This is a genomic window from Bacillus sp. XF8, assembly GCF_017498755.1.
GTDB classification, from domain to species: domain Bacteria; phylum Bacillota; class Bacilli; order Bacillales; family Bacillaceae_G; genus Bacillus_A; species Bacillus_A bingmayongensis.
The window spans coordinates 16,880-42,869 of record NZ_JAGDQK010000034.1 but is presented as its reverse complement, the minus strand read 5'-3'; the positions used below and the strand labels follow the sequence as shown (position 1 = coordinate 42,869).

At 35.8% G+C, this 25,990-nt stretch carries 27 protein-coding genes and 1 pseudogene; 18 read left to right on the top strand and 10 right to left on the bottom strand.

From position 1 onward, the window contains the following. Window positions 1-4: 4 nt before the first annotated feature. Both J4P91_RS19985 and J4P91_RS19980 read right to left on the bottom strand, forming a co-directional pair. Window positions 5-562 (bottom strand): HTH-type transcriptional regulator Hpr, encoded by a 558-nt coding sequence (locus J4P91_RS19985; protein WP_017152951.1) that lies wholly within the window; start codon window positions 560-562, stop codon window positions 5-7. 299 nt (window positions 563-861) lie between these two features. Next, window positions 862-1,224, bottom strand: coding sequence for a YtxH domain-containing protein (locus J4P91_RS19980; RefSeq protein ID WP_207995543.1), 363 nt, complete (start codon window positions 1,222-1,224; stop codon window positions 862-864). An 80-nt stretch (window positions 1,225-1,304) separates the two neighbouring features. Between J4P91_RS19980 and yhzF the strand changes: the two genes are divergently transcribed. Further along, window positions 1,305-1,496: a membrane protein YhzF gene (gene yhzF / locus J4P91_RS19975; protein WP_017152949.1), complete on the top strand. Its 192-nt coding sequence runs from the start codon at window positions 1,305-1,307 to the stop codon at window positions 1,494-1,496. A 42-nt stretch (window positions 1,497-1,538) separates the two neighbouring features. Here yhzF and J4P91_RS19970 read toward each other — a convergent pair whose 3' ends face one another. Next, window positions 1,539-1,973 carry an HIT family protein gene (locus J4P91_RS19970; RefSeq protein ID WP_017152948.1) on the bottom strand — a complete coding sequence of 145 codons (435 nt, stop codon included), beginning with the start codon at window positions 1,971-1,973 and terminating at the stop codon, window positions 1,539-1,541. 589 nt (window positions 1,974-2,562) lie between these two features. On the opposite strand from J4P91_RS19970, the gene ecsA reads away from it, so the two are divergent. From ecsA to J4P91_RS19925, 9 genes are all read left to right on the top strand, one after another. After that, window positions 2,563-3,306: an ABC transporter ATP-binding protein EcsA gene (ecsA, locus tag J4P91_RS19965; protein WP_017152947.1), complete on the top strand. Its 744-nt coding sequence runs from the start codon at window positions 2,563-2,565 to the stop codon at window positions 3,304-3,306. Further along, window positions 3,299-4,510, top strand: a complete 1,212-nt coding sequence (locus J4P91_RS19960; RefSeq protein ID WP_207995542.1) for an ABC transporter permease — start codon at window positions 3,299-3,301, stop codon at window positions 4,508-4,510. Before ecsA ends, J4P91_RS19960 begins: the two co-directional genes overlap by 8 nt. A gap of 13 nt (window positions 4,511-4,523) precedes the next feature. Beyond that, window positions 4,524-5,243, top strand: a complete 720-nt coding sequence (locus tag J4P91_RS19955) for an EcsC family protein (RefSeq protein ID WP_207995541.1) — start codon at window positions 4,524-4,526, stop codon at window positions 5,241-5,243. Window positions 5,244-5,535: 292 nt separating this feature from the next. Beyond that, entirely contained in the window at window positions 5,536-6,117 is a 582-nt protein-coding gene (locus J4P91_RS19950) for a TetR/AcrR family transcriptional regulator (protein WP_207995540.1), read from the top strand. A gap of 215 nt (window positions 6,118-6,332) precedes the next feature. Next, window positions 6,333-6,515: a hypothetical protein gene (locus J4P91_RS19945; RefSeq protein ID WP_207995539.1), complete on the top strand. Its 183-nt coding sequence runs from the start codon at window positions 6,333-6,335 to the stop codon at window positions 6,513-6,515. An 84-nt stretch (window positions 6,516-6,599) separates the two neighbouring features. Further along, window positions 6,600-7,076: a PH domain-containing protein gene (locus J4P91_RS19940; protein WP_207995538.1), complete on the top strand. Its 477-nt coding sequence runs from the start codon at window positions 6,600-6,602 to the stop codon at window positions 7,074-7,076. Then, window positions 7,069-8,478, top strand: coding sequence for a PH domain-containing protein (locus J4P91_RS19935; protein ID WP_207995537.1), 1,410 nt, complete (start codon window positions 7,069-7,071; stop codon window positions 8,476-8,478). Before J4P91_RS19940 ends, J4P91_RS19935 begins: the two co-directional genes overlap by 8 nt. A 243-nt stretch (window positions 8,479-8,721) precedes the next feature. Beyond that, window positions 8,722-9,201, top strand: coding sequence for a DUF2975 domain-containing protein (locus J4P91_RS19930; RefSeq protein WP_207995536.1), 480 nt, complete (start codon window positions 8,722-8,724; stop codon window positions 9,199-9,201). A gap of 9 nt (window positions 9,202-9,210) precedes the next feature. Next, window positions 9,211-9,432 (top strand): helix-turn-helix domain-containing protein, encoded by a 222-nt coding sequence (locus tag J4P91_RS19925; protein ID WP_207995535.1) that lies wholly within the window; start codon window positions 9,211-9,213, stop codon window positions 9,430-9,432. 416 nt (window positions 9,433-9,848) lie between these two features. On the opposite strand, the gene J4P91_RS19920 is transcribed toward J4P91_RS19925, so the two are convergent. Then, on the bottom strand, window positions 9,849-10,847 hold the full coding sequence (locus J4P91_RS19920) for an HAAS signaling domain-containing protein (protein ID WP_207995534.1): 999 nt from the start codon (window positions 10,845-10,847) through the stop codon (window positions 9,849-9,851). Then, complete coding sequence (locus tag J4P91_RS19915; RefSeq protein WP_207995533.1) at window positions 10,834-11,181, bottom strand: PadR family transcriptional regulator; 348 nt, start codon at window positions 11,179-11,181, stop codon at window positions 10,834-10,836. Before J4P91_RS19915 ends, J4P91_RS19920 begins: the two co-directional genes overlap by 14 nt. A gap of 138 nt (window positions 11,182-11,319) precedes the next feature. Here J4P91_RS19915 and J4P91_RS19910 point away from each other — a divergent pair. Then, window positions 11,320-12,051 (top strand): annotated as a pseudogene (locus tag J4P91_RS19910) (PH domain-containing protein); the annotation flags it as partial. A 10-nt stretch (window positions 12,052-12,061) separates the two neighbouring features. Here the strand turns inward: J4P91_RS19910 and J4P91_RS19905 are convergent. Then, window positions 12,062-12,535, bottom strand: coding sequence for an antibiotic biosynthesis monooxygenase family protein (locus J4P91_RS19905; protein ID WP_207995532.1), 474 nt, complete (start codon window positions 12,533-12,535; stop codon window positions 12,062-12,064). Between the two features lie 129 nt (window positions 12,536-12,664). On the opposite strand from J4P91_RS19905, the gene J4P91_RS19900 reads away from it, so the two are divergent. From J4P91_RS19900 to hemY, 4 genes are all read left to right on the top strand, one after another. Beyond that, window positions 12,665-14,782, top strand: coding sequence for a transglycosylase domain-containing protein (locus J4P91_RS19900; RefSeq protein ID WP_207995531.1), 2,118 nt, complete (start codon window positions 12,665-12,667; stop codon window positions 14,780-14,782). Window positions 14,783-14,964: 182 nt separating this feature from the next. Beyond that, a complete protein-coding gene (hemE, locus tag J4P91_RS19895) occupies window positions 14,965-16,011 on the top strand; it encodes a uroporphyrinogen decarboxylase (protein WP_207995530.1) in 1,047 nt (348 codons plus the stop codon). Window positions 16,012-16,025: 14 nt separating this feature from the next. Further along, window positions 16,026-16,961: a ferrochelatase gene (hemH, locus tag J4P91_RS19890; RefSeq protein ID WP_207995529.1), complete on the top strand. Its 936-nt coding sequence runs from the start codon at window positions 16,026-16,028 to the stop codon at window positions 16,959-16,961. A gap of 24 nt (window positions 16,962-16,985) precedes the next feature. Next, a complete protein-coding gene (gene hemY / locus J4P91_RS19885) occupies window positions 16,986-18,407 on the top strand; it encodes a protoporphyrinogen oxidase (RefSeq protein WP_207995528.1) in 1,422 nt (473 codons plus the stop codon). Between the two features lie 151 nt (window positions 18,408-18,558). Here hemY and J4P91_RS19880 read toward each other — a convergent pair whose 3' ends face one another. Both J4P91_RS19880 and J4P91_RS19875 read right to left on the bottom strand, forming a co-directional pair. Continuing rightward, entirely contained in the window at window positions 18,559-18,867 is a 309-nt protein-coding gene (locus J4P91_RS19880; protein ID WP_207995527.1) for a carboxymuconolactone decarboxylase family protein, read from the bottom strand. Further along, window positions 18,860-19,279 carry a tautomerase family protein gene (locus J4P91_RS19875; protein WP_207995526.1) on the bottom strand — a complete coding sequence of 140 codons (420 nt, stop codon included), beginning with the start codon at window positions 19,277-19,279 and terminating at the stop codon, window positions 18,860-18,862. Before J4P91_RS19875 ends, J4P91_RS19880 begins: the two co-directional genes overlap by 8 nt. Before the next feature lie 109 nt (window positions 19,280-19,388). On the opposite strand from J4P91_RS19875, the gene J4P91_RS19870 reads away from it, so the two are divergent. After that, the gene (locus J4P91_RS19870; RefSeq protein WP_207995525.1) at window positions 19,389-20,264 is read left to right on the top strand and encodes a LysR family transcriptional regulator; all 876 of its coding nucleotides are present in this window, start codon (window positions 19,389-19,391) and stop codon (window positions 20,262-20,264) included. Between the two features lie 101 nt (window positions 20,265-20,365). On the opposite strand, the gene J4P91_RS19865 is transcribed toward J4P91_RS19870, so the two are convergent. Next, window positions 20,366-21,199, bottom strand: coding sequence for a LysR family transcriptional regulator (locus J4P91_RS19865; protein WP_207995524.1), 834 nt, complete (start codon window positions 21,197-21,199; stop codon window positions 20,366-20,368). 120 nt (window positions 21,200-21,319) lie between these two features. On the opposite strand from J4P91_RS19865, the gene J4P91_RS19860 reads away from it, so the two are divergent. Beyond that, entirely contained in the window at window positions 21,320-22,060 is a 741-nt protein-coding gene (locus tag J4P91_RS19860; protein WP_207995523.1) for an SDR family NAD(P)-dependent oxidoreductase, read from the top strand. Between the two features lie 480 nt (window positions 22,061-22,540). Further along, a complete protein-coding gene (locus J4P91_RS19855) occupies window positions 22,541-24,907 on the top strand; it encodes a DUF6359 domain-containing protein (protein ID WP_207995522.1) in 2,367 nt (788 codons plus the stop codon). Window positions 24,908-24,949: 42 nt separating this feature from the next. Here J4P91_RS19855 and J4P91_RS19850 read toward each other — a convergent pair whose 3' ends face one another. Further along, window positions 24,950-25,807 (bottom strand): hypothetical protein, encoded by an 858-nt coding sequence (locus J4P91_RS19850; protein WP_207995521.1) that lies wholly within the window; start codon window positions 25,805-25,807, stop codon window positions 24,950-24,952. Between the last annotated feature and the right edge of the window lie 183 nt (window positions 25,808-25,990).

The following is a 25,990-nucleotide window of genomic DNA, read 5'->3' as shown; positions in this document are numbered from 1 at the left end:
GGTATTATTTTTTTACTAATTTTTGATCGTGTTCCGTAAAATTTTCCTCAATATTTTCTAGTGATTTCTCAAAAATATCGATAAAATCTTGTCCATAAATATTTCTTAAAATCGCGATTAATTCGATATTTTCTGGGAACTTACCATAAAAATTGCGAAGAGCAAGAGCGCCATTAAAGACAGAATTATTTTCAGGGTCATACTCCTCCATTAATTGCAGCAGCAATTCTTCCCCTTTTGGTGTAATTTCAATATACGTATTTCGCTTATCATCTTCTTTTTTTGAGAATACAAGATAGCCGCGCTCTTCAAGTTTTTTCGAAAAGTTAAATGCCGTTGATACGTGCATCACGCCAAACTTTGCAATCTCAGAAATAGAAGCCCCTTTTAAATGATAAGCAATGGATAAAATATGGTGCTCATTAATGTTTAGATCATATGGTTTGATCCACTGTTGCCAATCTTTTTCTACACATTTCCATAATGCCTTCGATAATTGAGCAATGCGTTGGCTGAAAATCATTGCTTCTTTGACCGAATAATCTTTTTCTCCACTTTTCATGTACTCACCCACTTTTACATTCTTATTCATTAGTATCTATTATGCCAGTAAAATAAAAATTAATAAAGTCTTTTTGTGAGAATTGTGAAAATTTTTCGGAAAAATCATAATCTTAACAGATCATGCATAATTGTGGAAGCGTTTTAGATGTCATAACTATATATGTTATCCCCACGTAGTAGAGGATAACATATATTGTAAATGCATAAAAACACGACATATCTATGTGATATGTCGCGATAAGAGAAATATTTATAAAAAATATTTGTTATATGCAAAAACTAAGAATGGAACATTGTTTACGCTTTTTCTGGAACTGTTTGTTGCAATTTTTCAATTGATTTTTGAATGTCTAAAATTTCTTGTTCAATATGACGTTTGTTTTGAGAAATATCTTGTTTCCATGTGGAAAGTGTATCTTGCATATCATCTTTCAATTCTTGAAAAACTTCTTTACCTTCTGAAGCTGTTTCAACAATTTGACGTTTTAATAATTTTGTATCAGCTGTAATATCAGCTAAAGTCTTTTTAATATCATTTCCTTTTTCTTTTAGTTTACTCCGCATATCTTTACCGGAAGAAGGAGTGGAAAAAAGAACGGCTAGTCCAGCGACAGCACCGCCGCAAATTACACCTGTTACAAAGGATTTAGCTTTTGACATAAAAGGAAACCTCCTTATTTTTTTGCTCTTATTCATGATGTATAAAAACATGCATATGCTTAAGACAAGGGGGGAGAAAAGTGAAACTTGTGACAACCATTTGTTTTATCGTAAGTCTTTTCTTTCTTGTACGTGCTATGCATTTACTGTTATTTGTAAAACAAAAAAGATCATATCCTCCAGCATTTTGGGTGAAAAAACAAGCCATGCAGTATATGTCTTTTGGAGGAGTAGGCTTGTTATGTACAATCTTACTTTATATGCTGCTATAGTACATTTTACGTTCCAGCATATGATAAATCGTATTCTTACTCTTATTTTACACCATTTGCAATGGTACTTGCGATGTTTTGTAAATTTTCCGTCGTATATTCATTTTGGTGTGATTTCCAGACAGCACCAAAACCATCGTTTTCACCGTAGCGTGGAATTAAATGAAGGTGGAAGTGGAATACAGTTTGTCCAGCTTTTTCACCGTTGTTATTTAATAGGTTAAAGCCGACTGGATTAAATTCAGATTTAATCGCATTTGAGATTTTAGGAACGACAGAAAATATATGTGATGCAATTTCTGGCGTTAAAGCAAAGATATCTTGTTTGTGCACTTTTGGAATTACAAGTGTATGTCCTTTTGTCACTTGGCTAATATCTAGAAATGCAAGTACATGTTCATCTTCATATACTTTTGAGCAAGGAATTTGTCCCTCAATGATTTTACAAAAAATACAATTATCCGCTGTATGATTCATGGTTCTCATCCTTTCAAGTAGGTCTTAGCCGTATTTTACCATAATTACATAGGAGAACAAACACGAAAAACAGGAAGCTGACTCAGCTTCCTGTTTTCTGAAGAGGGATTGAAAAAGCATTTAATTTAATCTACCGTTCACAGACACCTCATTTATTTAGGAATGTGTGGTAATTCGGCTAGTATTCTGCCGTAGACACCTCATTTACAATAAAATGATATTGCAATCCTTTATGAAATGAAATTGTTTATTTTATAAAACAGTATATACTCTCCTCGAGACACCCCGTTTCTAAAATAAAACAAACTATCTGGTTTCGTGTAAATTTTCTTTGTCCATTATGGACACCCCATTTCATGATGATTTTACTTAGTTGTATTCATCAATTTGGTGGTTGCTTTTTCAATTTGTTCCTTCTTCACTAATTATGATGTCCCGTTGTGTAAAAGATATGTAAAGAAATTATTTTTTTTTTGAAGAAATTCGGTACTATGTAGTATCTTTTATTTTTTGGTAAGATGAATATATACATTTTAATAAAAGATACGCTTATACAAGCGGATGAATATAACGAAGAAAGTGGTGTCATATGGGACAGTTATTACGTGTGGAAAATGTCACAGGAGGATATACGAAGCGGCCGGTGCTGCAAGATGTTTCATTTTCTGTTAATAAGGGTGAGCTTGTTGGCTTAATCGGTTTAAATGGAGCAGGTAAAAGTACAACGATTAAACATATTATCGGTTTAATGGAACCAAAAAAAGGTACTGTAACAATTAACGGAAAAACAATTCGAGAAGATATGACAGCGTATCGCTCTAGCTTTTCATTTATTCCGGAAACACCTGTATTATATGATGAGTTAACTCTAGAAGAACATTTAAAGTTAACAGCGATGGCGTATGGTGTAGATGAGAAACAATATGAAGAACGTGTGCAGCAGCTGTTAAAGGAATTTCGAATGACAAATCGTTTAAAATGGTTCCCAGCTCATTTTTCAAAAGGGATGAAACAGAAAGTGATGATTATGAGTGCGTTTCTTGTTGAACCATCACTTTATATTGTGGATGAACCTTTCGTTGGACTCGATCCGCTAGCGATTCAATCACTACTGCAAATGATGAACAAAATGAAAAAGAGTGGCGCCGGTATTTTAATGAGTACCCATATTTTAGCGACAGCAGAGCGTTACTGTGATTCCTTCATTATTTTACATCAAGGTGAAGTTCGGGCGAAGGGAACACTATCTGAGTTGCAGTCGCAATTTAATATGCCTGGAGCGACGCTAGATGATATCTATATTGCATTAACAAAGGAAGAAGATTATGAATAGCAGAGCATTGTGGAAAGAACGATTCAGGCATTTTTTAAAAGAAGTTCGTACATATAGTAAATATGTTTTTAACGATCATTTAAAATTTATTTTCGTATTTATTATTGGAGCCGGTGCGTATTATTACCAGCAATGGTTACAAACATTGACTCCTTCATTTCCGGCCGCGCTTGTTATGGCGGTTTTACTTGGACTTGTATTAACAGCAGGATCCATCCAAACGTTATTAAAAGAAGCAGATCTTGTGTATTTGCTTCCAGTTGAAGAGAAATTAAAGCCGTATTTTACAAAAGCGTTTCTCTTTACGTTTATGATTCAGCTGTATGTGATAGCAATTGCAGCGGCCGCACTTGCTCCACTATATTTCCAGCAAATGAAGCAAACAGGAGGGACTTACATATGGATTGTGGCCGCGCTTATTTTAGTAAAAGCATGGAATTTATTTGTAGCATGGGAAAAATCATTTTTAACAGATCAAAGTATGCAGCGCGCGGATTGGTTCATTCGCTTTATATGTAACGGATTATTTGTCTACTTCCTTGTAGAGCGCACTTCGGTGATTTACATAGGAGTAATTCTATTTGTAATGGTTATATACCTTGCATTCATGTATCAAAAGGTAAAAGGAAAACCGTTAAACTGGGAATACTTAATTGCAGAAGAAGGCAAGAAAATGATGCTCCTGTACCGCATTGCGAACATGTTTGTCGATGTACCGGCGTTAAAGGAACGGGTGTCACGCCGGAAATGGCTTGATTTTGTACTTTCCATGATTGGTGAAAAACGTACATATTTATATCTATATACTCGTACATTTTTAAGATCGGGTAACTATTTTGGTTTATATATTCGTTTACTTGCCATTGGCGGGGTCATTCTTTACTTTATACCATTTTTATATGGTCGTTTTATTGTAAGTATTGTGTTTTTATACTTAATTGGTTATCAGTTATTAAGCCTTTGGAAACACCATCGTTTAAAACTATGGCTTGATTTATATCCAGTGACCGTAGAAGAAAAGAAAAAGGATTTTCTTCGCCTGTTAAATGCAATTCTATGTATAGGCAGTATTGTATTTACAATCATATTTGTTTTGGCAACAAAAGATATCATCATGACTTGTATTTTATTCGCGGCTAGCATAGCTTTTAGTGTTGGTTTTGTTTATCAATACGGTGCAAAGCGCATCGAGCGTTTAAGCTGAAAGGAATGAACCTATGACTGAATATGAAGAGAAAGTCATAAAAGAATTGCAGCAATGGAAAAATACAATCATGAAAGATTCTTCTATGATGACCAGGTTTTCGAAAAAGGTACAAACGAAAGTGCAACAGCTAATCCCAGAAAAAGTGCAAAATGTATTAACAGAAACCATAAAAAAGATGGTGCAAGGTATTAGTGCAGGATCTCATTTTATAAAACCGAAGTTAAAAGAAACAGCTTGGTCACTGCAGCGAAGAGATGAAGAAGTGTTAAAGAAAATGGATGAGTATAAAAAGGTTGCGGCAGCAGAAGGTGCCGGAACAGGAGCGGGTGGCTTTCTCTTAGGACTTGCAGATTTTCCGCTCTTACTCAGCATTAAAATTAAATTTTTATTTGATGCAGCGACTGTTTATGGATTTGATACGAGCAAAGAAGAAGAGCGTTTCTTTATTCTTCATGTATTTCAGCTTGCTTTCTCAAGTGATGATCATCGAAAAGAAATATGGAAAGCAATTGAAACGTGGGATACGCAGAAAGAAAATCATATTGACTGGGAGAAATTTCAGCAGGAATATCGTGATTATATCGATTTAGCAAAGATGCTCCAGCTTGTACCAGTGATTGGAGCGCCAGTTGGAGCATATGCGAATTATCAATTGTTGCAACGGCTCGGAGAAGTGACGATGAATTGTTATCGTTTGCGGTTGCTTCAGCAAAAGGGAGTATCTATATAAATTCAAATTGAAAAACGATAGAAAACCTTTTTTGTAGGTGGGAGAGAGCGTCCGATCGTGGATAGAAGCGGTCAGTGCTTTCTTAGCTCCATGCCGTGTGAAAACAAAAGGGGAAAATGAGTGGAAATCTAGTTTTGTTTTCATAGCAGCGACTCACATGTCTGCAAATCGAAATGAATATATCTATTTGAAGAAAAGCTTTCACATTTTGTGGAAGCTTTTCTTTCTTTGCAAATTATATTTTTTTATTTTATAATTTACTTACCGACCGTTAAGTAAAAAAGGAGTACATATGACAAAAAATATGCAAACATCAAAAAATATAGTAGAAGCGGCTTTCAAATTGATGGCAGAGCATGGTATTGAAAAGATGAGTCTATCTATGATTGCAAAAGAGGTTGGAATATCAAAGCCAGCTATTTATTATCACTTCTCATCTAAAGAAGCGTTAATTGATTTTTTATTTGAAGAAATCTTTGCGGATTATTATTTTTCAGCGTACTTTGCAAAAGAGCAGTACAAAAAGGAGAATTTTGAAGAGCGATTAATAGAAGATGGTCTGCGTATGTTATCAGAATATGAAGAAGACCCGGGGGCACTTCGCGTACTAAATGAATTCATTTTGACAGCAGTACGAAATGAAAAGTATCAGAAGAGGTTATTTGAAGTGCAGGAAGATTTCTTAAATGGTTTCGCAGATTTATTAAAGAAAGGCGCAGACTTAGGTGTTGTTTCACAAGAAAAAACGGAAGAGAAGGCCCACATGTTAGCGTTAGTTATTGATAATATGAGTAATTCGATGTTGATGGGATTCAAATTAAATTATAAAGACATATGGATTGAAAGTGTAAAGAGTGTGCGAGTAAGCAGATAAGAACAAATTGAAAAAACGACATAAAACCACTCTTTTTGGGTGGAAGGGAGCGTCCGATCATGGATAGAAGCGGTCAGGGTCTTTTTTCGCCCCATGCCGAGTGAGAACAGAAGGAGAAAATGAGTGGAGGTCTCTTCTTGTTTTCATAGCCGCGACTGATGTGTTGAAAAATCAGATGTATCGAATGAAGTAGTTGGTAGAGAGGAGAGGAAAATATGAAATTTCGAAAAGACTGGTGGCTCGGTTTCCTCGGGTTTATTGGAGTTTATAAATTTCCGAACGTAATCGATGCATTTCAAGGTGAAAAGGAATGGACGGCATTGATTAGCCTCATTTGGTTTATTTGGTTCGGTTATTTCATTCCGGAGAAGAAAGAGGAAGAAAAGAAGAATCATTAAAATATTTCTATTTTTTGTAAAATCTTATAGAATATATAATACGAGAATTTATATATATTAGATTTCTAGATTTGGAGTGATAAAATGCAGCCATTGGAAAAAGAAATTCATCCCGATATGGTCAAAGTTTGGCAAACTCGAGTTTTAATTGAACTGGGCATAAGTGTGTTAGTCATCCTAGCTTATCTCTTTTTCATGATTAAGTTTAATTGGTGGGAGTGGCTTTTTTATGTACTTATTGGGTTGACGGTTGTGTATACACCGTTTGACTACTTTATATTTCCGAAATTACGTCAGCGTTATTACAGCTATCGCTTAAATGAAGAAGAATTAGAGGTTCAACACGGAATGTTTACGGTTAAACGTGTATTAGTTCCGATGATTCGTGTGCAACACGTTACAATTGAGCAAGGTCCAATTATGAGGAAATACGATTTAGCAGAATTACAAATTTCAACTGCCGCTACATCTCATAGTATTCCAGGTTTAAAGATGAGAGAAGCAGAACAATTGAAGCGACAAATTGGAGAACTTGCGAAGGTGAGTGATGAGGATGTATAAGAGGCAGCATCCCATCACCATGTTATTGGAATTAAAGATAACAGACTTTATACCATTCATTATTTTTCTTTTTAGTCTAAAAGGAAAGTTTCCGTTTTGGTATTTGGTACCTTTAGGTTTTTTAGGAATTTCAGTCGTCTCTGTTATTGTTGGCTGGTACTATAAAGTATATTGGATAGAAAATAATGTATTACACATTAAACAAGGACTATTTGTGAAAAAAGAAAGTTACTTGAATAAAGAACGTGTACAGACGATTAATACAAGTTCAAGTATGTTATATCAAATATTAGGTTTAACGAAGCTCAAAATTGAAACAGCTGGCGGTGGTGGTGAGCCCGAGGTTAGCTTAGCTGGTATTACGGCTGATGAAGCAAAAGCATTAATTGCAATGTTAAATGAATCTTCAGAGGAACCTGTGGAAATGCAAGAGGGTTCTTCAAATATTAGTTTGGAAGAGGAAAATAAAACGGAATATAAGCTGACTTGGAAAGAGATTTTATTAGCATCCGTTACATCCGGTCAATTTGGCTTGTTATTTTCTCTATTGTTTTTTGTTTATTCCCAAGTAGATGAATATATCCCAAAATGGATTGAAAAAAGGGTAGAAACATATGTGATGGATAATGATGTGTATGGGTGGATTTATATGGTTGCGATCTTGCTTGTTGTTTCTTGGATCGTATCAACGATTGGGTACGCCTTAAAGCATGCGAACTTTACCGTTCATCGTAAAAGTGATGAAATTCGCATTTCACAAGGACTTCTTGAAAGAAAAGAACTTGTGTTAAAGCTGCACCGCATTCAAGGGATTACGATAAAAGAAGGGATATTCCGTCAACCATTTGGCTACTGCTCTGTTCATGTAGAAGTGATTCAAAATCATGAAAAAGGTGAGGAAAATGTTATCTTGCATCCAGTCATTCGGAAGGACCGAGTTGCAGAATTGCTTGCACATTTACAGTTGCCATATGAACTAAATCCGACTGTTACAGCCTTGCCAAAAACGGCACTGCGCCGCTATTTGTTAGAGAGTTTTATTTTCTTTTGTATATTAGCAGTTCCGATTACAGGCGCAAGTATATATTTTGAAAAATACTTTATGATTTGGACACTGTTACCCTTGTTTGTATTACTTTTGTCACTCGGATATGCAACGTTCCGTGTAGGTGGCTATAGAGTAGAAGGGGAGCAGTTAACGATGGTGTATCGTAATATTGCTAAATATACAGGTTTAGTGAGAAGAAGACATGTACAGTCAATAGAGAAAACGCAGTCTTATTTTCAGCGGGGAGCTCATTTATGTTCCTATACTTTCTCTAGTGCATCCACAAATTATAAATTAGAGCATACGCGCTTAGAAGATGCAGAGCGAATGTTAGATTGGTATAAGAATAAGTAGAGACCAAAGTTGAAAAAAGACAAACTTTTTTACAAACTTCTCGACTTCATTTCAAATCTACAGTTTAAAGTTATAGAGCATTTCTTTGTAAGAAGAAATGCTTTTTATCTTTGTATAGAATAAAAAAAGTTAATTGTTAACAATAAAAAAGAGATGAAAAACAACAATGTTTTATTGTAAAACGATAAATCGTGTGTTAAATTGAAATCAATAAATTAATTAACGAACAAATGAGGTGTTATTATGAAACGAGGATCGACAACTTTCTTAAAGGTAGTCCTTCTTATTATTGGCATCGCAGTACTTGCTTTGTGTATATTTGCCGTACCTGAGATAGCCAGTAGAGATGCGTCAGCGAATCCAGAGACTTCGTACTTACAATATCCATTTTTAGTATGTACATATGTATTGTCTATTCCACTTTTTATTGCGTTATATCAAGCATTTAAACTATTAATCTATATAGATAAACACAAAGCTTTCTCGGAATTATCTGTAAGGGCTTTGAAGTATATAAAATACTGTGCAATCATAATCAGTATCTTCATTGTATTAGGGATTCTATTTGTCATTTTCTTTATTGAGGGTGACAGAGCAGGTATTATTATGTTGGGGTTAATAGGTACGTTTGCTTCAAGTGTCATTGCAACCTTTGCAGCTGTTCTTCAAAGGCTTTTACAAGAAGCTATTGATATTAAATCAGAAAATGATTTAACGATCTGAGGTGATAATATGGCAATAATAATCAATCTTGATGTAATGTTGGCTAAAAGGAAAATGAGCGTCACAGAACTTTCGGAGAAGGTTGGAATTACCATGGCGAATCTTTCTATATTGAAGAACGGAAAGGCAAAAGCGATTCGCTTCTCCACATTAGAGGCGATTTGTAAAGCTTTAGAATGTCAGCCTGGAGATATTTTAGAGTATAAAAATGACGAAGACACTCAAGAATAATACTCAATGCTTCTTGCTATTTGGTGGAGCCAGAAGAACAGCTGTCTAGGAGTAAACAGCTGTTCTTTTTGTTATAGTTGTCTTTTGATAAACACCATTATGTTTACTGGTGATATATACATAATGGTTTTCTTTTCATTTATCCCGCTATTCTAGGGCAGTAATACTCCCACCTCAAAATTCGGCGAAAGCATTGTCCAGCTCTAGTGGCTAGAATCTCCGGTCGTTTCGCCCCTTCGGACGAGGCAAAAAGCGCCTCTCTGTCGGGTGCTCCAACGTCCTGCGATTCTGAGCGAGCCGCTTCCGCTTTTCTAAAGAAGTTAGCTGGGAGATAAACTACCCGTAAAAGCCCGATTGGTGAGGGCTAATAATCAGTGGGGATGGAGAAAAACCCCACTGATTAAAGTTTCACTTTATTAATGAACTTTAGCCCTGCGGATACCATCAAATACACTGATTGCTGCAGATAGCATAAAGATGAAAATTCCACCGCCAACTATCCATGATTCAAGTTGTTTAGTAGTAATGGTGAATAAATTAGCTGTATACGTAATAAAATCTGGGTTCATTACATTTGGATTCGTTATTATCACTATGAATACAATGGTTCCAATAAGCTGGAAAGCTGTATTAAATATTGCTATTCCTTTTGTCCATTGTCTCTTGATTAATTTATAAATAGACAATGCTATTTCCAAACCGATCACTACAAGAACGATTGGCCAATACTGAAGCAATACATCTTGATTAATAGCTGGAGCCACAAAATCAAGTCCTTGTTTACTACCTCGATATATACCTACAAGATGATTTGCGTAAAAATAAACGGTTGCCCAAATAGCAGTCCATAATAAGCTTCCAAATACTTCACACTTCGTAATGGCTTTTTTCTTGGGAATATAAGATATATTTTTCAAATTATCCGCAGTCCATTTGGTAAACCTTGTTGTAAATGGGTGACTTCCTTTTGAATGATCGACTCGTTCTATAAGCGCGAAAACAAGTGTAAGCCAGAAAAAGACTTGCATACCTACTTCAATGATTTTCCATATACCAAAACTAATAATATCTAAAACTATATTTATTACTGCTTCTTCGCCGCGATACCCTATAAAATATTCGGCAATGATTGAGATTAAAGAAATAGTAGCAGCAATCGGTAAAATCATTTTTAATAACGTAACATATGTCTCAAAATAGTGAGGACCGATAAGATGCATGGGTCGATCGCGGTATTTACTAGCTAATATAGAGGGATTCCCTAATGTTTCAAGGACCGCTTTTATATTTTCTTCACTGTAATCGTCAAGTAACATATCTTCAATGGTTGATCTTAACTCGAGAGCAATATCTTCACGACTGTTTTCAGGCAGTCTTCGAGTCACTTCTTGTATATAAATATCAATTAGATTCATCATTTTCCTCCCCTTTTAACACTTCTAATAGTTTTTTAGAATTGTCCATCCATTCCCTTTTTAACTGTAAAAAAACCTCTAAACCATATTCACTTAGAACATAGTACTTACGCGGTCTGCTCTCAGATGTATCCCAACTACTTGTTACTAACTCTTGTTTTTCTAAGCGGCGCAGCAATGGATATAAAGTACTTTGATCAATATTAATGCCTGACTGTTCCAACAATTGAACAAGTGAATATCCGTACTGGGGCTTTCGTAATTGACTTAAAACAGCTAACGTCAAAGTTCCTCTCCTAAGCTCTGTCGTTAATGAATTCAATAAAGTACTCATTCATCCACCCCTTTCCTTGCTGTATGTTATACAGTATATGTTTTATACTATGCGTCATACACCATTATTGTTCCAACATCAATGTAAAAAAATAATTCGTTAAGAAGCACATAAAAATACAACATTTTTTCGAATCGTTATGCTTTCAAGTATGCAAATTTTACAGTGCAACGTAACGGAAATGAAATTCGTATTTTACAAGGGTTATTTGAAAAGAAAGAGATTGTGTTAAAATTGCACCGGATTCAGGCGTTGACAATGAAAGAAGGAATTCTTCGTCAGCCGTTCGGGTATTGTTCCATTGAAGTGGAAGTCATTCAAAGCATAGACACCAATAATATGAATGTCCTCTTGCATCCGCTTATGAAGAAAAAGGATGTGTAAGAGTTGCTGACATATTTAGAGTTGCCTTATGAAATGGAAGAGGAAATTGTACATTTGCCAAAAGCAGCGCTGCGTCGCTATTTAATTATGGGCTGGATTACTTTTGTGATTGCATCGGTACCGATTATAGGGGCGATTGTATATTTTAAGCAGTATGATGCTTTATTTGTACGAGCGCCATTATTTTTGTTCTTTACGATTCTTGGATATGGCAAGTATAAAACGGGAGGATACGCGATAAAATCCGATCAGTTAACGTTTGTGTAACGAGGTATTGCAAAGTATACAGGATTTGTGAGAAGAAGACATGTACAAGCAATGACAAAAACGCAATCATACTTTCAGCGGAAAGATCGCTTGTATACGTATATCGTAGCGATAGCTTGCAGCGCTATTGGACGTCATTATGAATTGAAGCATATGCGTGAAGAGGATGCTAATTACATACGGGATTGGTATAAGAAAAAAGGAAACGCCCAAGGATAGGGCGTTTTTTTTACACTAACACATCAAACGTCGTCACAAAAGATGGTCTTGAAAAAATACTTTTTTGCGGCTCTGCATTTGCTTGTGCAGGGCGTTTTTTATGTGCATTTTCGAAAGAACGTGATTCTGTCCAATCTTTAAAGTTTTGCTCATTTTCCCACATTGTCATAATGACATATGTATCGTTACTTAATGGGCGAAGAACGCGGATTGCTTGGAAGCCAGGTTCATTTTCAATAAGCCCTGCACGGTTCTTAAAACGATTTTCAAAAACAGGGCGACCTTCGTCTGTAACAGAAATGTTGTTGCAAACAATAAAGCCAGTTTGTCCTTTAAATTCCCCGACAGCGTCTAGCACGTCATATTGAAGTGATCCTTCTACAGTTTCTTCCGTATTTTCTTTATAAAACATATCTTTTTCATTATTTTTTGCAGTGAAATGTGGTTGTTCTAGAGGTGTTTCGTATGAAATAATCGCTTTCATTTGTAATGCCTCCTTTATGAGTTTGACTTCATTATAGCAACTCTTAGAAAAAACTTCGAAGATTATATACATAAAGATAATTCTTTTTCAAATAATAAATGTACCATCATTTGGAAAGAAGGACGATGTATGAAGAAAGTAAAGTGGACTTTAATAAGCGGCGTGGCAGTGTTTGTAGTTGCGATTGTACTCTATAAACTCATTGTGTTAGCTGGTGGTTATATGATGGATGAAAAAAAACTTGTTTTCCACTCTTCATCACGTATCGTTGATCAGCGAGGGAAAGAGATTACAAAATTATATGTAGAAAATAGAGATCTTGTACCGATTGAACAAATTCCGAAACATGTGCAGCAAGCATTTATTGCTGTAGAGGACGCGCGGTTTTATGACCATCATGGAATTGACTACCCTTCTGTATTTCGGGCATTGTATAAAGATATTTTAGCAAGAGAAAAAGCCCAAGGCGGTAGCACCATTACACAACAACTCGTCAAGAATGTTTTTTTAACTCATGAAAAAACGTTTACACGTAAATTAAAAGAAGTAGCGATAGCACTCCAATTAGAACAAAAATACACGAAAGAGCAGCTTCTTGAAATGTATATGAATCATATTTATTTCGGTCATGGTGCCTACGGAATTCAAGCGGCGGCAAAATTGTATTTTAATAAAGATGTAGAGGGATTGACGGTAGAAGAAGGCGCGATGCTTGCAGGGCTTCCGAAAGCACCAAATGGATATTCGCCCTTTTTATATCCAGAAAAAAGCAAGGAACGCCGTGATTTAGTATTGTCGCTTATGCATAAACAAGGCTATGTATCAGCGGAGGAAAGCGTTCGCTATCAAGGGAAAACAATCGCGCTTTATAAAAATTTAGATGAGCGAGAACTAGCTTATATGCCCTATGTAGATATGGTAGTAGAAGAGGCGGCACGTTTATATGGACTGTCACATCAGGAAGTTCTGCGCGGAGGTTATACATTTGTTGTCTCGCTGGATGAAAAAATTCAAAAAGTAGCCTATGATCAATTTCAAGATGCGCGGAATTTTCCAGGTAAAGAGGACGGGGCACAAGGGGCCTTTTTATTAATGGATAATGCGACGGGAGGAATTAAAGCAGCAATTGGCGGACGAGAGTATGTGCCAAGAGGATTTAATAGAGTGTTTGCGAAAAGGCAGCCAGGGTCTGTTTTAAAGCCGCTCATTGTGTATGCACCAGCGCTAGAAACGAAAAAATATAATCCGTATTCTTTATTAACAAATGAGCGAGTCTCTTTTGAAGGGTATGAACCACGAAATTATAATCATCGGTATTCAAAAGAAGTAACGATGTATGATGCGCTCTTAGAATCGTCGAATGTACCAGCTGTATCTTTATTGCATGAAATGGGAGTAGAAGAGGGAAAGCAATATTTAGAGAAGGGAAATATTCATATTGCAGATGCTGGTTTAAGTACGGCACTTGGTGGACTGAAAGACGGAGTCTCTCCATTTGAACTTGTAAAGATGTACCGTGCGTTCTTAGCGAATGGAAAAATTATTGAGCCACATGTGATTGAAATGGTACTCGATCGACACGGAAAGGTGATTGGCGAATCACCTAAAAATGAAACGAAAGTTTTTTCAAAACAAACAGCATGGTATATGACAAAAATGTTAGAAGGGGTTGTAAAAGAAGGAACAGCAAAAGCGGGAGAATATAAAGGCGCACTAGCAGGGAAAACAGGTACAACGTCACTCCCTAATCAAAGTGAAGGTGCTAGGGATGTTTGGTTTGTTGGATATACTCCAAGTTTAGTAGGCGCGGTATGGATCGGATATGATCGTACGGATAAAGAACATCAATTACAAGATGGAAGTGCGTCTGCAACAGAATTGTTTAAAAAGATTTTAACGAAAGCGAATGTACAAGATAAAACGAAGTTTAAGCAGCCAAAAGGTGTCGAGACAATTGGGAGACCAATTCATCTAAGTAAAATTGAAAATATAGAGGCGAAATTATCCTTTAATCCATTTGGTTTATTTACTACGAAATTGAGCTGGAAACCACTTCAAGATAAAAGGGTTATATATCGCATCTATAAGGTTGAGAACGGAATCCATACTCATGTTGGAACAGTAAAAGGTACTGGTGAGTATGAAGAAAAGTTTACTAATATATTCGCTAAACCAAGCTTTTATGTTGTTCCGTATAATCCACAAACAAATCGAGAAGGTGAAAAGACAAAAGTAGCTAAACCGTAGTTTTTGCTTATGATATAATAAGAATGTTGCGAAAATAACAAGCGATTTTACGAACGTTTGTGTCAATTTCATGAACAACGTACATAATGGTATGCATTTTGTTTTTACAAGCTGTATAGTAAAAAAAGATAAATATCGGATAGGATTCGTTAGAAGCATTGGTAAGGAAGGGAGCAAGGGTCTTGGTAAGAAATATAAATGAGACATTTTTAAAAGCATGTAGAGGGGAAAAAACAGAATATGTACCAGCATGGTATATGAGACAAGCAGGTCGTTCACAACCTGAATATAGAAAGATAAAAGAGAAGTATTCTCTATTTGAAATTACACATAATCCAGAGCTATGTGCGTATGTTACAAAGCTTCCAGTTGATCAATATAATGTAGACGCGGCGATTCTTTATAAAGATATTATGTCACCGCTTCCAGCAATTGGTGTTGATGTAGAAATTAAATCGGGTATTGGACCGGTTATTGATAACCCAATTCGTTCTTTACAAGACGTAGAGAAGCTTGGTGAAATTCATCCGGAAGAGGATGTTCCATACATATTAGATACAATTCGCTTATTAACAAACGAGATGTTAGATGTTCCGCTAATTGGTTTTTCGGGGGCACCATTTACATTAGCGAGTTACATGATTGAAGGAGGACCTTCTCGTAATTATCATAAAACAAAAGCATTTATGTATGCAGAGCCGAAAGCTTGGTTTGCGTTAATGGATAAGCTTGCAGATATGGTAATTACATATTTGAAGGCACAGATCAAAGCAGGAGCAAAAGCAGTACAAGTCTTTGATTCTTGGGTAGGAACGGTGAATGTAGCAGATTATCGTTTATTTATTAAACCTGCAATGGAGCGTATTTTCACGGAAGTTCGCACGATGGGCGTTCCGATGATTATGCACGGCGTTGGAGCAGGACATTTAGCAAATGAATGGAATGAATTGCCTCTTGATGTAGTCGGACTTGACTGGCGCCTGTCAATTGAAGAAGCGCGCGGGCGCGGTATTCATAAAGCAGTACAAGGTAATATGGATCCTTCTTTCTTACTTGCGCCATGGGATGTTATTGAAGAACATGTAAAAGCAATTCTTGACCAAGGAATGAAGCAGCCAGGTTATGTATTTAACTTAGGGCACGGTGTATTCCCAGAAGTAAATCCAGACACATTAAAGCGCTTGACGACATTTATTCATGATTATTCTAAAGGGCAATTAACGAAGTAAAGGAGAATACGGGTATGAAAAAGAAGATTGGTTTGCTTGTAATGGCATACGGCACACCGTATAAAGAAGAAGATATTGAACGGTACTATACGCATATTCGAAGAGGACGAAAGCCAAGTCCAGAAATGTTAGAGGACTTGGCGGAACGTTACCGTGCGATTGGTGGTATTTCTCCTTTAGCTACAATTACATTAGAACAAGCGAAAAAACTAGAAAAGCGTTTAAATGAAGTACAAGATCATGTGGAATTCCACATGTATCTTGGTTTAAAACATATTGAACCTTTCATTGAGGATGCTGTGCAAGCTATGCATAACGATGGGATTGAAGAGGCAATTGCCCTTGTTCTTGCTCCGCATTATTCTACGTTCAGCGTAAAATCATATGTCGGCAGAGCACAAGAAGAAGCAAGTAAGCTTGGAAACTTAACTATTTATGGGATTGATAGTTGGTATAAAGAGCTGAAGTTTATCCAGTACTGGGTAGATGAAGTGAAAAAAGTATATAGCACTATGTCAGAAGAAGAACGTGAAAAAGCAGTTTTAATTGTATCTGCGCATAGTTTACCAGAAAAAATCATCGCTTTAGGTGATCCTTATCCAGAACAGTTAAATGAAACAGCTGATTATATCGCAAGAGGTGCGGAAGTTCGAAATTATGCGGTTGGTTGGCAAAGTGCCGGCAATACACCGGATCCATGGATTGGGCCAGATGTACAAGATTTAACGAGAGAATTAAACGAAAAATATGGTTACACTTCATTTGTATATGCACCGGTTGGATTTGTAGCTGAACATTTAGAAGTGTTATATGACAACGATATTGAATGTAAAGTCGTTACAGAAGAAATTGGAGCGAAGTATTATCGTCCGGAAATGCCAAATGCATCAGATGCATTTATTTCTTGTTTAGTAGATGTCGTGTTAAAGAAACAAACAGAAGTTTCGTAAGACCATAGGAGAGGAGGAGCCTTTTTGAAAAAGAAAGTTGTTATCATCGGTGGTGGAATTACAGGTTTAACAACAGCGTATTACTTACAAAAAGAAATTCGCGAAAAAGGATTACCGATTGATACATTGTTAATAGAAGCATCGGGCAAGCTTGGAGGGAAAATTCAAACCGTTCGAAAAAATGGGTTTACAATTGAGCGTGGTCCAGATTCTTTCTTAGAAAGAAAAGAGAGTGCAGCTAGACTAGCAAGAGAACTTGGACTGGGAGATGAGCTTGTAAACAATACAACTGGTCAATCATTTGTTCTAGTGAACAATCGATTACATAAGATGCCGAGCGGATCAATGATGGGAATTCCAACGCAAATTGCCCCGTTTCTATTTTCAGGATTGTTCTCTCCGATTGGTAAATTAAGAGCAGGTTTTGATTTTGTCTTACCACGTTCGAAGCATGTTTCTGATCAATCACTTGGTGAGTTTTTCCGTCGTCGTTTAGGAAATGAAGTGGTTGAAAATTTAATCGAACCATTGTTATCTGGAATTTATGCAGGGGATATTGATCAAATGAGTCTAATGGCGACATTCCCGCAATTTTATCAAGTAGAGCAAAAATATCGTAGTATTTCACTCGGTATGCGTAATTTGGCTCCGAAAAAAGCAAAAGATGCAGTACCGAAAGGAATCTTTTTAACATTAAAAACAGGTTTGCAATCTATTGTGGACACGATAGAAGAGCGGTTGGATGCGGGAACAGTTGTGAAGGGAACTCGTATTGAAAAAGTCGCAAAAATAGGCGACGGTTATACGATTACACTGAGCAATGGAAAAGAAATTGAGGCGGACTCTATTGTGGTTGCTGCGTCTCATAAAGTATTGCCAGCTATGTTTGCGCAGTATAAAGAGTTCCGCTTCTTCCGCAATATTCCATCGACATCAGTTGCGAATGTTGCATTAGCTTTTCCGAAAGAAGCGGTTCAGCGTGATATTGATGGTACAGGTTTCGTTGTATCTCGCAATAGTGATTTTTCTATTACAGCATGTACATGGACACATAAGAAGTGGCCACATACAACGCCGGAAGGAAAAGTATTGCTTCGTTGTTACGTTGGGCGTCCTGGTGATGAAGCAATCGTGGAACAAACAGATGAAGAAATTGTTCAATTTATATTAGAAGATTTGCAAAAAACAATGGATATTAAGGCACATCCAGACTTTACTGTTGTAAGCCGCTGGAAAGATGCGATGCCGCAATATACAGTGGGACATAAAGAGCGAATGAAAAAACTAACAACATTTATGGAGCAAGAATTACCGGGTGTTTATTTAGCAGGTAGTTCTTATGCTGGATCTGGTCTTCCTGATTGTATTGATCAAGGTGAGGCGGCTGTAAAGCGTGTGTTGTCTTATTTAGAAAAAAGAGATGAAACGGAATTAATTGCGCAATAATGAAAGTGATACTGCATAGAGGAAATGATAGATAATTTATTTTCAAAAGGGAAACAGCTTGGCGATTGACCAAGCTGTTATTTTTATATTCTCATAATACAGGTTCTTGCTTAAATACTTCATTCTACTCAATTCCACAGCAGACGCATTTTTAACTGAGTATTACGTTTAGCGTCGCAGCCGCTTTTGGCCATCCAATGTAAAAGGCTAGATGGGTTATTAAAGCAATTATTTCTTGTTGGTTCATTCCATGTTTTTCAGCTAGTTGTAGATGAAATGGTAGTTGTTCCGTATTACCGATACTAATTAAAGCAGAAAGTGTAATGAAACTCCTTTCTTTTGGTGTTAAAGCAGGGTCTCTCCATACCTTTTCGAATAACACATTTTCGCTATAATCAACAAAATCTGGAGCAATATCTCTCATTTTCTGTGGTATATTGCATTCGATACGGTCATTCATGAATTTTCTCCTTCTCTATAGTAACCATTTGTGCTATTCCTTGACCAAATGACCAGTTTTCAGCAGGTGTTTCGTTTAATGTAATAAAAATATCGGTTGTAGAGATATTTAAATGGTTATAAAAAGATTCTGAGATGGATTGATACAAATTCCTTTTTTGATCTATTGTTCTCCCAGGTCCACATGTAATAGAAACATGTATCATTTTCTCGGACCTCTTTTTCTCCTCTTCTAAAAGATAATACGAATTATAGAAAAATTGATGAGATGGATAGGGTAAAAACAGGTGAAAGTAATCATCTTTTGGAATTTGAAAATGTTCAATTAATGCAAGATGAATACCAGTACTTACCTTTTTTAACTCTTCTCTATTCGATTGACTTTCTGGGTAATAAACAGTAACAAATGGCATATCTTCACTCCCTTTCGTATGGATTTATTTTACTCTGGTGATTTTGATTTGTATAATTGAAAAAACATTATATAATTATCAATAAAACCGATAGAGATTAGGTGTGAAAATGGAAATAAAAGAGTTAAAAACGTTCAAAATGATTGTCCAGGAAGGAACTTTTTCACTTGCAGCCCAAAAATTAAACTATGCTCAGTCAACTGTAACAACACATATAAAAAAACTAGAGAAGGAACTTGGATTTCTTTTATTTGAAAGAGGTTGGGATGCCAGGTTAACAGATGAAGGTATTTTATTTGAAGAGGAAGTAGATAACTTGTTAATGCATTGGGATTATTCAATATCTCAAGCGCAGCGTATAAGCAATGAAGAGAAAGGAACAGTAAGAATCGGGTTATTAGAATCTGTTGCAGAAAAATTAATGCCTCCCATATTAAAATATTTAAACGAGGAGAAACCGTACATACATTGTGATTTTGTTGTAGGAAATACAGCGCTTTTATCACAAATGATGGAGCAAAATAAGATTGATTTTGCTGTTTGTGCAAACAACGAAAATATTTCCAATCTAAATTTCACTCCACTTAGCAAAGAACAAATCGAATTTATAGTTAATAACCCGAATCATCCAGTATTACAAAAAGAGTCAGTTGAAATATCTGATATCATTCATTATCCAATCTTGATTGGAGAAAATAGTTGTAATTATTATAAAGCTGTAAACTCTTTCTTAGAAGAAAACAATGTATCCTTTCAAAGAGTCTACAATTGCAGTGCGGTACATCTCATTCCACAAATGGTTTTTGAAAATGCCATAGGTATTATCCCTAAGGGAACGGTCTTAAAACAAAGTAATATATCATTTAAGATTAAAGAATTTGATCCTAAAGTGCCTATAGGATTATTAATTTCTTCTAAAAAAAGAAACTATTTGAGTCAAACAAAACAACAACTTATGAAACGAATTGAATCGGTGTTGCTATAAATACATATATTGATTTAGGAGAAGGAAAAAACGTATCTTCTGTTCAAGCGAGGTTTCAAACAAAGTCTCTTTTGAAAAACTAAAGGGACTTTGTTTGAATTTTATAACTCTTTTAAAAAACGAACGAATTTCTGTAAGCCTTGCGGTTGCTGTTTTCTACGTTTAATCACGAAGCCAATTTTGACTGTTTCGGGCAGTTCTTCATAATGAATTGTTTTTGGCTTGTTTCGGCTATATGCAACATTAGCTGGTACGATCGTAATACCAAGTCCATCATGAGCAGCTTGCATAATAGACTCAAGTGAATCAAACTCCATTATCGTTTTCTGATTAAAGTCGTTTTTACTACAATAATCTAATAGTTTTTTTCTATATATACAATTTGGATCACTGTTCACGAGTAAAGTTTGATTTTCGAGAGGATTATGCTTTGATGAGATGAGTATGATATTTTCAAAATAACTGTACACAGTTTCGAATTGTGAATGACTATATGAGCCACTTAAAAAGACTCCATCAAGTTCCCCATACAAAAGCATTTCTTGTAACTTTACGTTATTATTCGTTCTGATCTTCATATCAATATTTTTATATGATTCCAAAAAAGAAGAGAAGAGCTGAGGAACTTTCACTGCAGAAATCGTTTGAGATGCTCCAATAGTTAAAGGTTCTCTCCATTTTTCAGGGTTTATTTTGGATTTCGCTTCATTCATTAAAAATAGAATTTGGTTTGTGTAATCTAATAACACTTTTCCTTGTTCAGTTAAGGTTACTCCTCTGTTATTACGCTTTAATATTTTAACGCCTAGTTCATCTTCTAAATTTTTTATTCGCTGGCTTATATTCGGTTGTACATATCCTAATTTCTCAGCAGCTCTAGATATTGATTGTAGTTCTGCAACATGTTTAAAAATCCATAAGTCATGGCTTTCCAAGAATAGATCCCTCCACTAGGTATCATTTAAAGTGATATCGGCTTCATTATTCAGTATTATACTCCTTAAATGAACGAAGATAAAATGAAATCAGATCAGGTAAAGTGAGGAGATTTTAAAATGGATGTAAAAGATAAAGTAGTCATTATAACAGGTGGTGGCACTGGTATTGGAAAGGCAGCTGCTTTGAAGTTAGCTAGTGTAGGAGCAAAAGTTGTGATTAATTATAGTCGTTCAGAAAAAGAAGCATTAGAAACTGTTAATGAAATTAAACCGCGAGGAGGTACGGCAATCGCCGTTAAAGCAAATGTAGCAAAAAAAGAAGAAGTTGAGGCGATGGTATCTCAAACAGTTAACTTTTTTGGAACAGTCGATTGTTTAGTGAATAATGCGAGTATAACAGCTCAAATACCTATGGATGACTTAGAATCTGTAACTGATCAAGTGTGGGATTCGCTTTTTAGCGTAAATGTGAAAGGAATGTTTCATTGTATAAAAGCTGTTGTTCCTTATATGAAGAAGCAAAAATCGGGTGCTATCGTGAATATGGGAAGTGTTGCAGGGATAACGGGACTCGGATCATCTGTGCCGTATGCAGCAACAAAATCAGCAATTCATACGATGACAAAATCGTTAGCAATTGCATTGGCACCTGAAATCAGAGTAAATAGTATTTCTCCTGGTGCAGTTCATACGAGATGGTGGTTAGGTAATGAGGATAAAATGTACCAGCTTGCTGGAAATCTACCACTTCAAAGAATTTCAACACCAGATGATATTGCAGAGGCGATTCTTTTTCAATTGACTCAGGAGTCTATTACGGGACAAATTTTTACAATTGATAATGGACAGACGCTTTAATATTATGGAGCATTGTGCAGTGAATTTATTAGCTTATTAGAAAGTTGTATTCATAAGAGGCGGAATGATGAAAAGCACTCTTAACGCATAAGAGTGCTTTTTATATTGTAATAATCTCGCTCATATTCACGAGGTTGCCTCGTAGGTTGATCATTCAGTGCAAGAGCTGGTAATAAATTTGCATCAAAGATAAGGTCGTAGAGAAAAGATAAGATTAAAACGCTACATAATATATAAATTAACATTTCACTTCACTTCTTTCTGTATGGTTCTTACTTATAGTGTAAGAAAAATAAATGTAAATAAAATCCATAAAAAGCGCGGAAGTATTGTAAGAAAATAGTGGGGGAATCGTAATAGAAATCTCATACGGAAGTATGAGGTTAATTTTTTGTAAAATTTGTCGAATTTTAAGTTCTTTATAAAGAATTTTTTGTTATGATAGTACATGCTGAGAGAATATAAAATTAGGGGAGGAAGATGAATTTGAAGAAATTAATGAGTATCTTTCTATCATTGATACTACTGGTTTCATTTACTGGTACGGTAACAAAAGCGGAAGAAAATACTCCGTTATCAGTGCTTGCTGCCATTCAAATGTTTCAGCAGCAAGGAAGCAGCAAAGGGGTAGTGGAGGGGTATATTGTTGGATATACGCAAAGTCCTTCTACATACACGAAAGATCCAGCGAAGTTTGGAGATACGAATGTTGCCATTGCCGATTCTCCAAATGAGACAAATCCTGAGAAAATCATGCCTATTCAATTACCAAAAGGTGACGTGAGAACGGCAGTGAATGTAAAAGACCATCCTGAAAATGTTGGGAAGAAAGTTCAATTAACAGGAACACTTGAGTTATATTTTAGTAGCCCTGGGCTAAAATCCGTAACAGCATATAAGTTTCAAGGGGAAACAGAAAACCGTGTGAGCGATGTGACTGCATCACCAAACGGTAGAGAAATTGAAAAAGGAACAGCAGTGACATTAACAACCAGTACAGAAGGAGCAACAATCTACTATACGTTAGATGGATCAGTCCCAACAGATAAAAGTATTCATTATAATGAACCGATTGTGTTAAATGAAAATAGTGTTATAAAAGCGATCGCAGTGAAAGAAGGTCTTGAATCTTCAGCAGTTTCTACTTTTTCTTTTACGGTTGTAAAAAGTGAGCAAGTTCGTATCCATGATATTCAAGGAAAATCACATATTTCTCCTTACGATGGGAAGAAAGTACGAAGTGTAGAAGGTGTTGTAACGGCATTAGATAAGAATGGTTTTTATATGCAAGACATGCAGCCTGATGAAGAACCGGCAACTTCAGAAGGGATTTATGTTTATAAAAAAGAAGCGAATGTAAATGTCGGAGATCTTGTTCAAATTGATGGAGAGGTTGAAGAATATATTGGAGCGGGATATGCTGATAGGTTCGATACAGATTTATCCATCACAGAAATTAAAGCGAGCAATATCGCTGTGAAAGCAAGTAATCAACAATTGCCAGAAGCAACTGTATTGGGTGAAAACGGTGTAAAGATTCTTGATCAAATCATTGATAATGATGCGTTTGGTGTATTTGATCCAAATGAAGATGCAATTGATTTTTATGAAAGTCTAGAAGGTATGCGTGTTACAATGCCGACTCCTCAAATTATTGGACCGCAGAAAAATGGGAATTTATATGTAACAGTTGCAAATGGTGGAGATAAAGTAACTACGAAATATGGAACGCCGTTATTAGACGAGAACCAATTCAATCCTGAGCGTCTATCTTTAAAAGTACCTCGTGATTATGTAGCGAAAGCAGGAGATACGTTTAATGGAGATATCATAGGCGTAGTAGGGTATGATTATGGTGCATATCGTATTTCACCGGTAACAGAACTACCATCTGTAACAGATGGCGGATTTAAACAAGTAGGGGCAAACATTCAGCCGCGACTTGGAAAATTAACAGTAGCAACATATAATATCGAAAACTTTTCAGCGAATGCAAAAGAAACGTCTGATGAAAAGGTAAAAGCAATTGCATATTCTATTAAATATAATTTAAAGATGCCAGATATAATTGGTGTACAAGAAATGCAAGATAATAATGGATCAACGAATGATGGAACAACAGATGCTTCATTAAGTGCAAAGCGCATTATTGACGCTGTACAAGAAATTCGTGGACCCAAGTATGAATATGTAGAAGTTGCACCTGGGAACAATCAAGACGGCGGGGCACCGGGAGCGAACATTCGCGTTGGTTTTTTCTATAATCCATCACGTGTGAAATTAGAAAAGAATCCAAAGCTGTTAGAAACAAACCCGATGCGCATTGGACAAGATAATCCGTTATTTGATAATACTCGTAAACCGCTAGCTGCGGAGTTTAAATTCCAAGGGCAAAATATTGTTGTTATTTCAAGTCATTTAAATTCAAAACTCGGTGATGCGACGCCGTTTGGGAAAATTCAACCTCTTGTATTAAAGAGTGAAGAGAAACGCGTTCAACTTGCGCAAGAAGTAAATAGCTTTGTAAAAGGTATTCAAAAACGAGATACGAATGCACCCGTTGTTGTAGTTGGTGATATGAATGACTTTGAATTCTCTAAACCATTGCAAGCATTAAAAGGAAATACAATGCAAGATATGTTAGAAACGGTTTCGAAAGAAAATCGTTACACATATATTCATGACGGAAATGCACAAGTATTAGATCATATTTTAGTAACAAATAATATTGCACCGCACACAGTTGTAGATCCGGTACATTTAAATTCAAACATTATGAAGGAACATGGCCGTGTAAGTGACCATGATCCAGTTCTTGCACAAATTGATTTGAAAAAAGCTTCCTAAGTATAAATATCCCTCAGCATAATTGCTGAGGGATATTTTACATTATATACTAACTGATTTTTGAATCGATTTTTTACATCGCATTCTTTTTTGAAGTCTCCGCATATATTTCTTCCGATCTTTCTGTACGCCTTTCATATACATAAATAAGCTAATTCCAAAAAATAAGGTGCATTGCATGATTAAAATGTAAGGCGACATTCCTTGGAGCGGCTGTTTTGGGTCGTATAAATGAATAGGTGCTCCTCCAATCGTAGGAAATACGATATTTAAAATAACATATGGTAGAGAGGCTATAGCAAAAGGGAATAGAATTGCCATGTAATCTTTTCTAGACCATATGGATGCAGAGAGACCCAATACCGCCATAAGACCAGCAAACAAAAAATTAATCCCAATATATAGAGAAATATAAGTAATTGGAGAAGAGAAATATAATGATGCAAACATGCTATTGTCCTTAATAATACCTAAGGCGGGTGTAGGAGTGCCATCTTGGATTGTCAGCTTACAAAGCAGCAATGAAAATGCGAATGGGAGAATATAAAGAAGCCCCCCAATTAGGAAGGTAACGATATATTTCGTACATACATAGGGAAAAAAGGGAATCTCCTTACTTACAAATGATTTGAATTTATCAGCTTTATCAGAGTTATAGCTGGTACTAAAAGGGAGTGATGCTAGTACAGGCATTAAAAGTAAATACACATCCATTTCGTTATCACGAAAGCCGATCCATTTATAAGCCGTTGCTAAAAGCTCGTCGGGTACACCACCCAAATATTGTAAAACATAGAAATAATGATAAACTGAAACAAGAATCAGCCAACTAAACAAGAGCGTGAGAGAAATCTTACTTAAAAAGGCTTGTTTTATATGTAAGCTAAGTGCGCGCATCATGATTGAAAGAGCCTCCACTATTTTTAATAAATATGTCTATGTTCTATATTACTATCAATTGTAAAAAAATTCTTGGTTTTTCAATTGATAATTAAAAAAAGAGGGAAAATTCATGAAAGGAATTGGTTTTATTCACTATATAAAAATTTCTAAAATATGGTTGACAATCAAGTATTACATTTG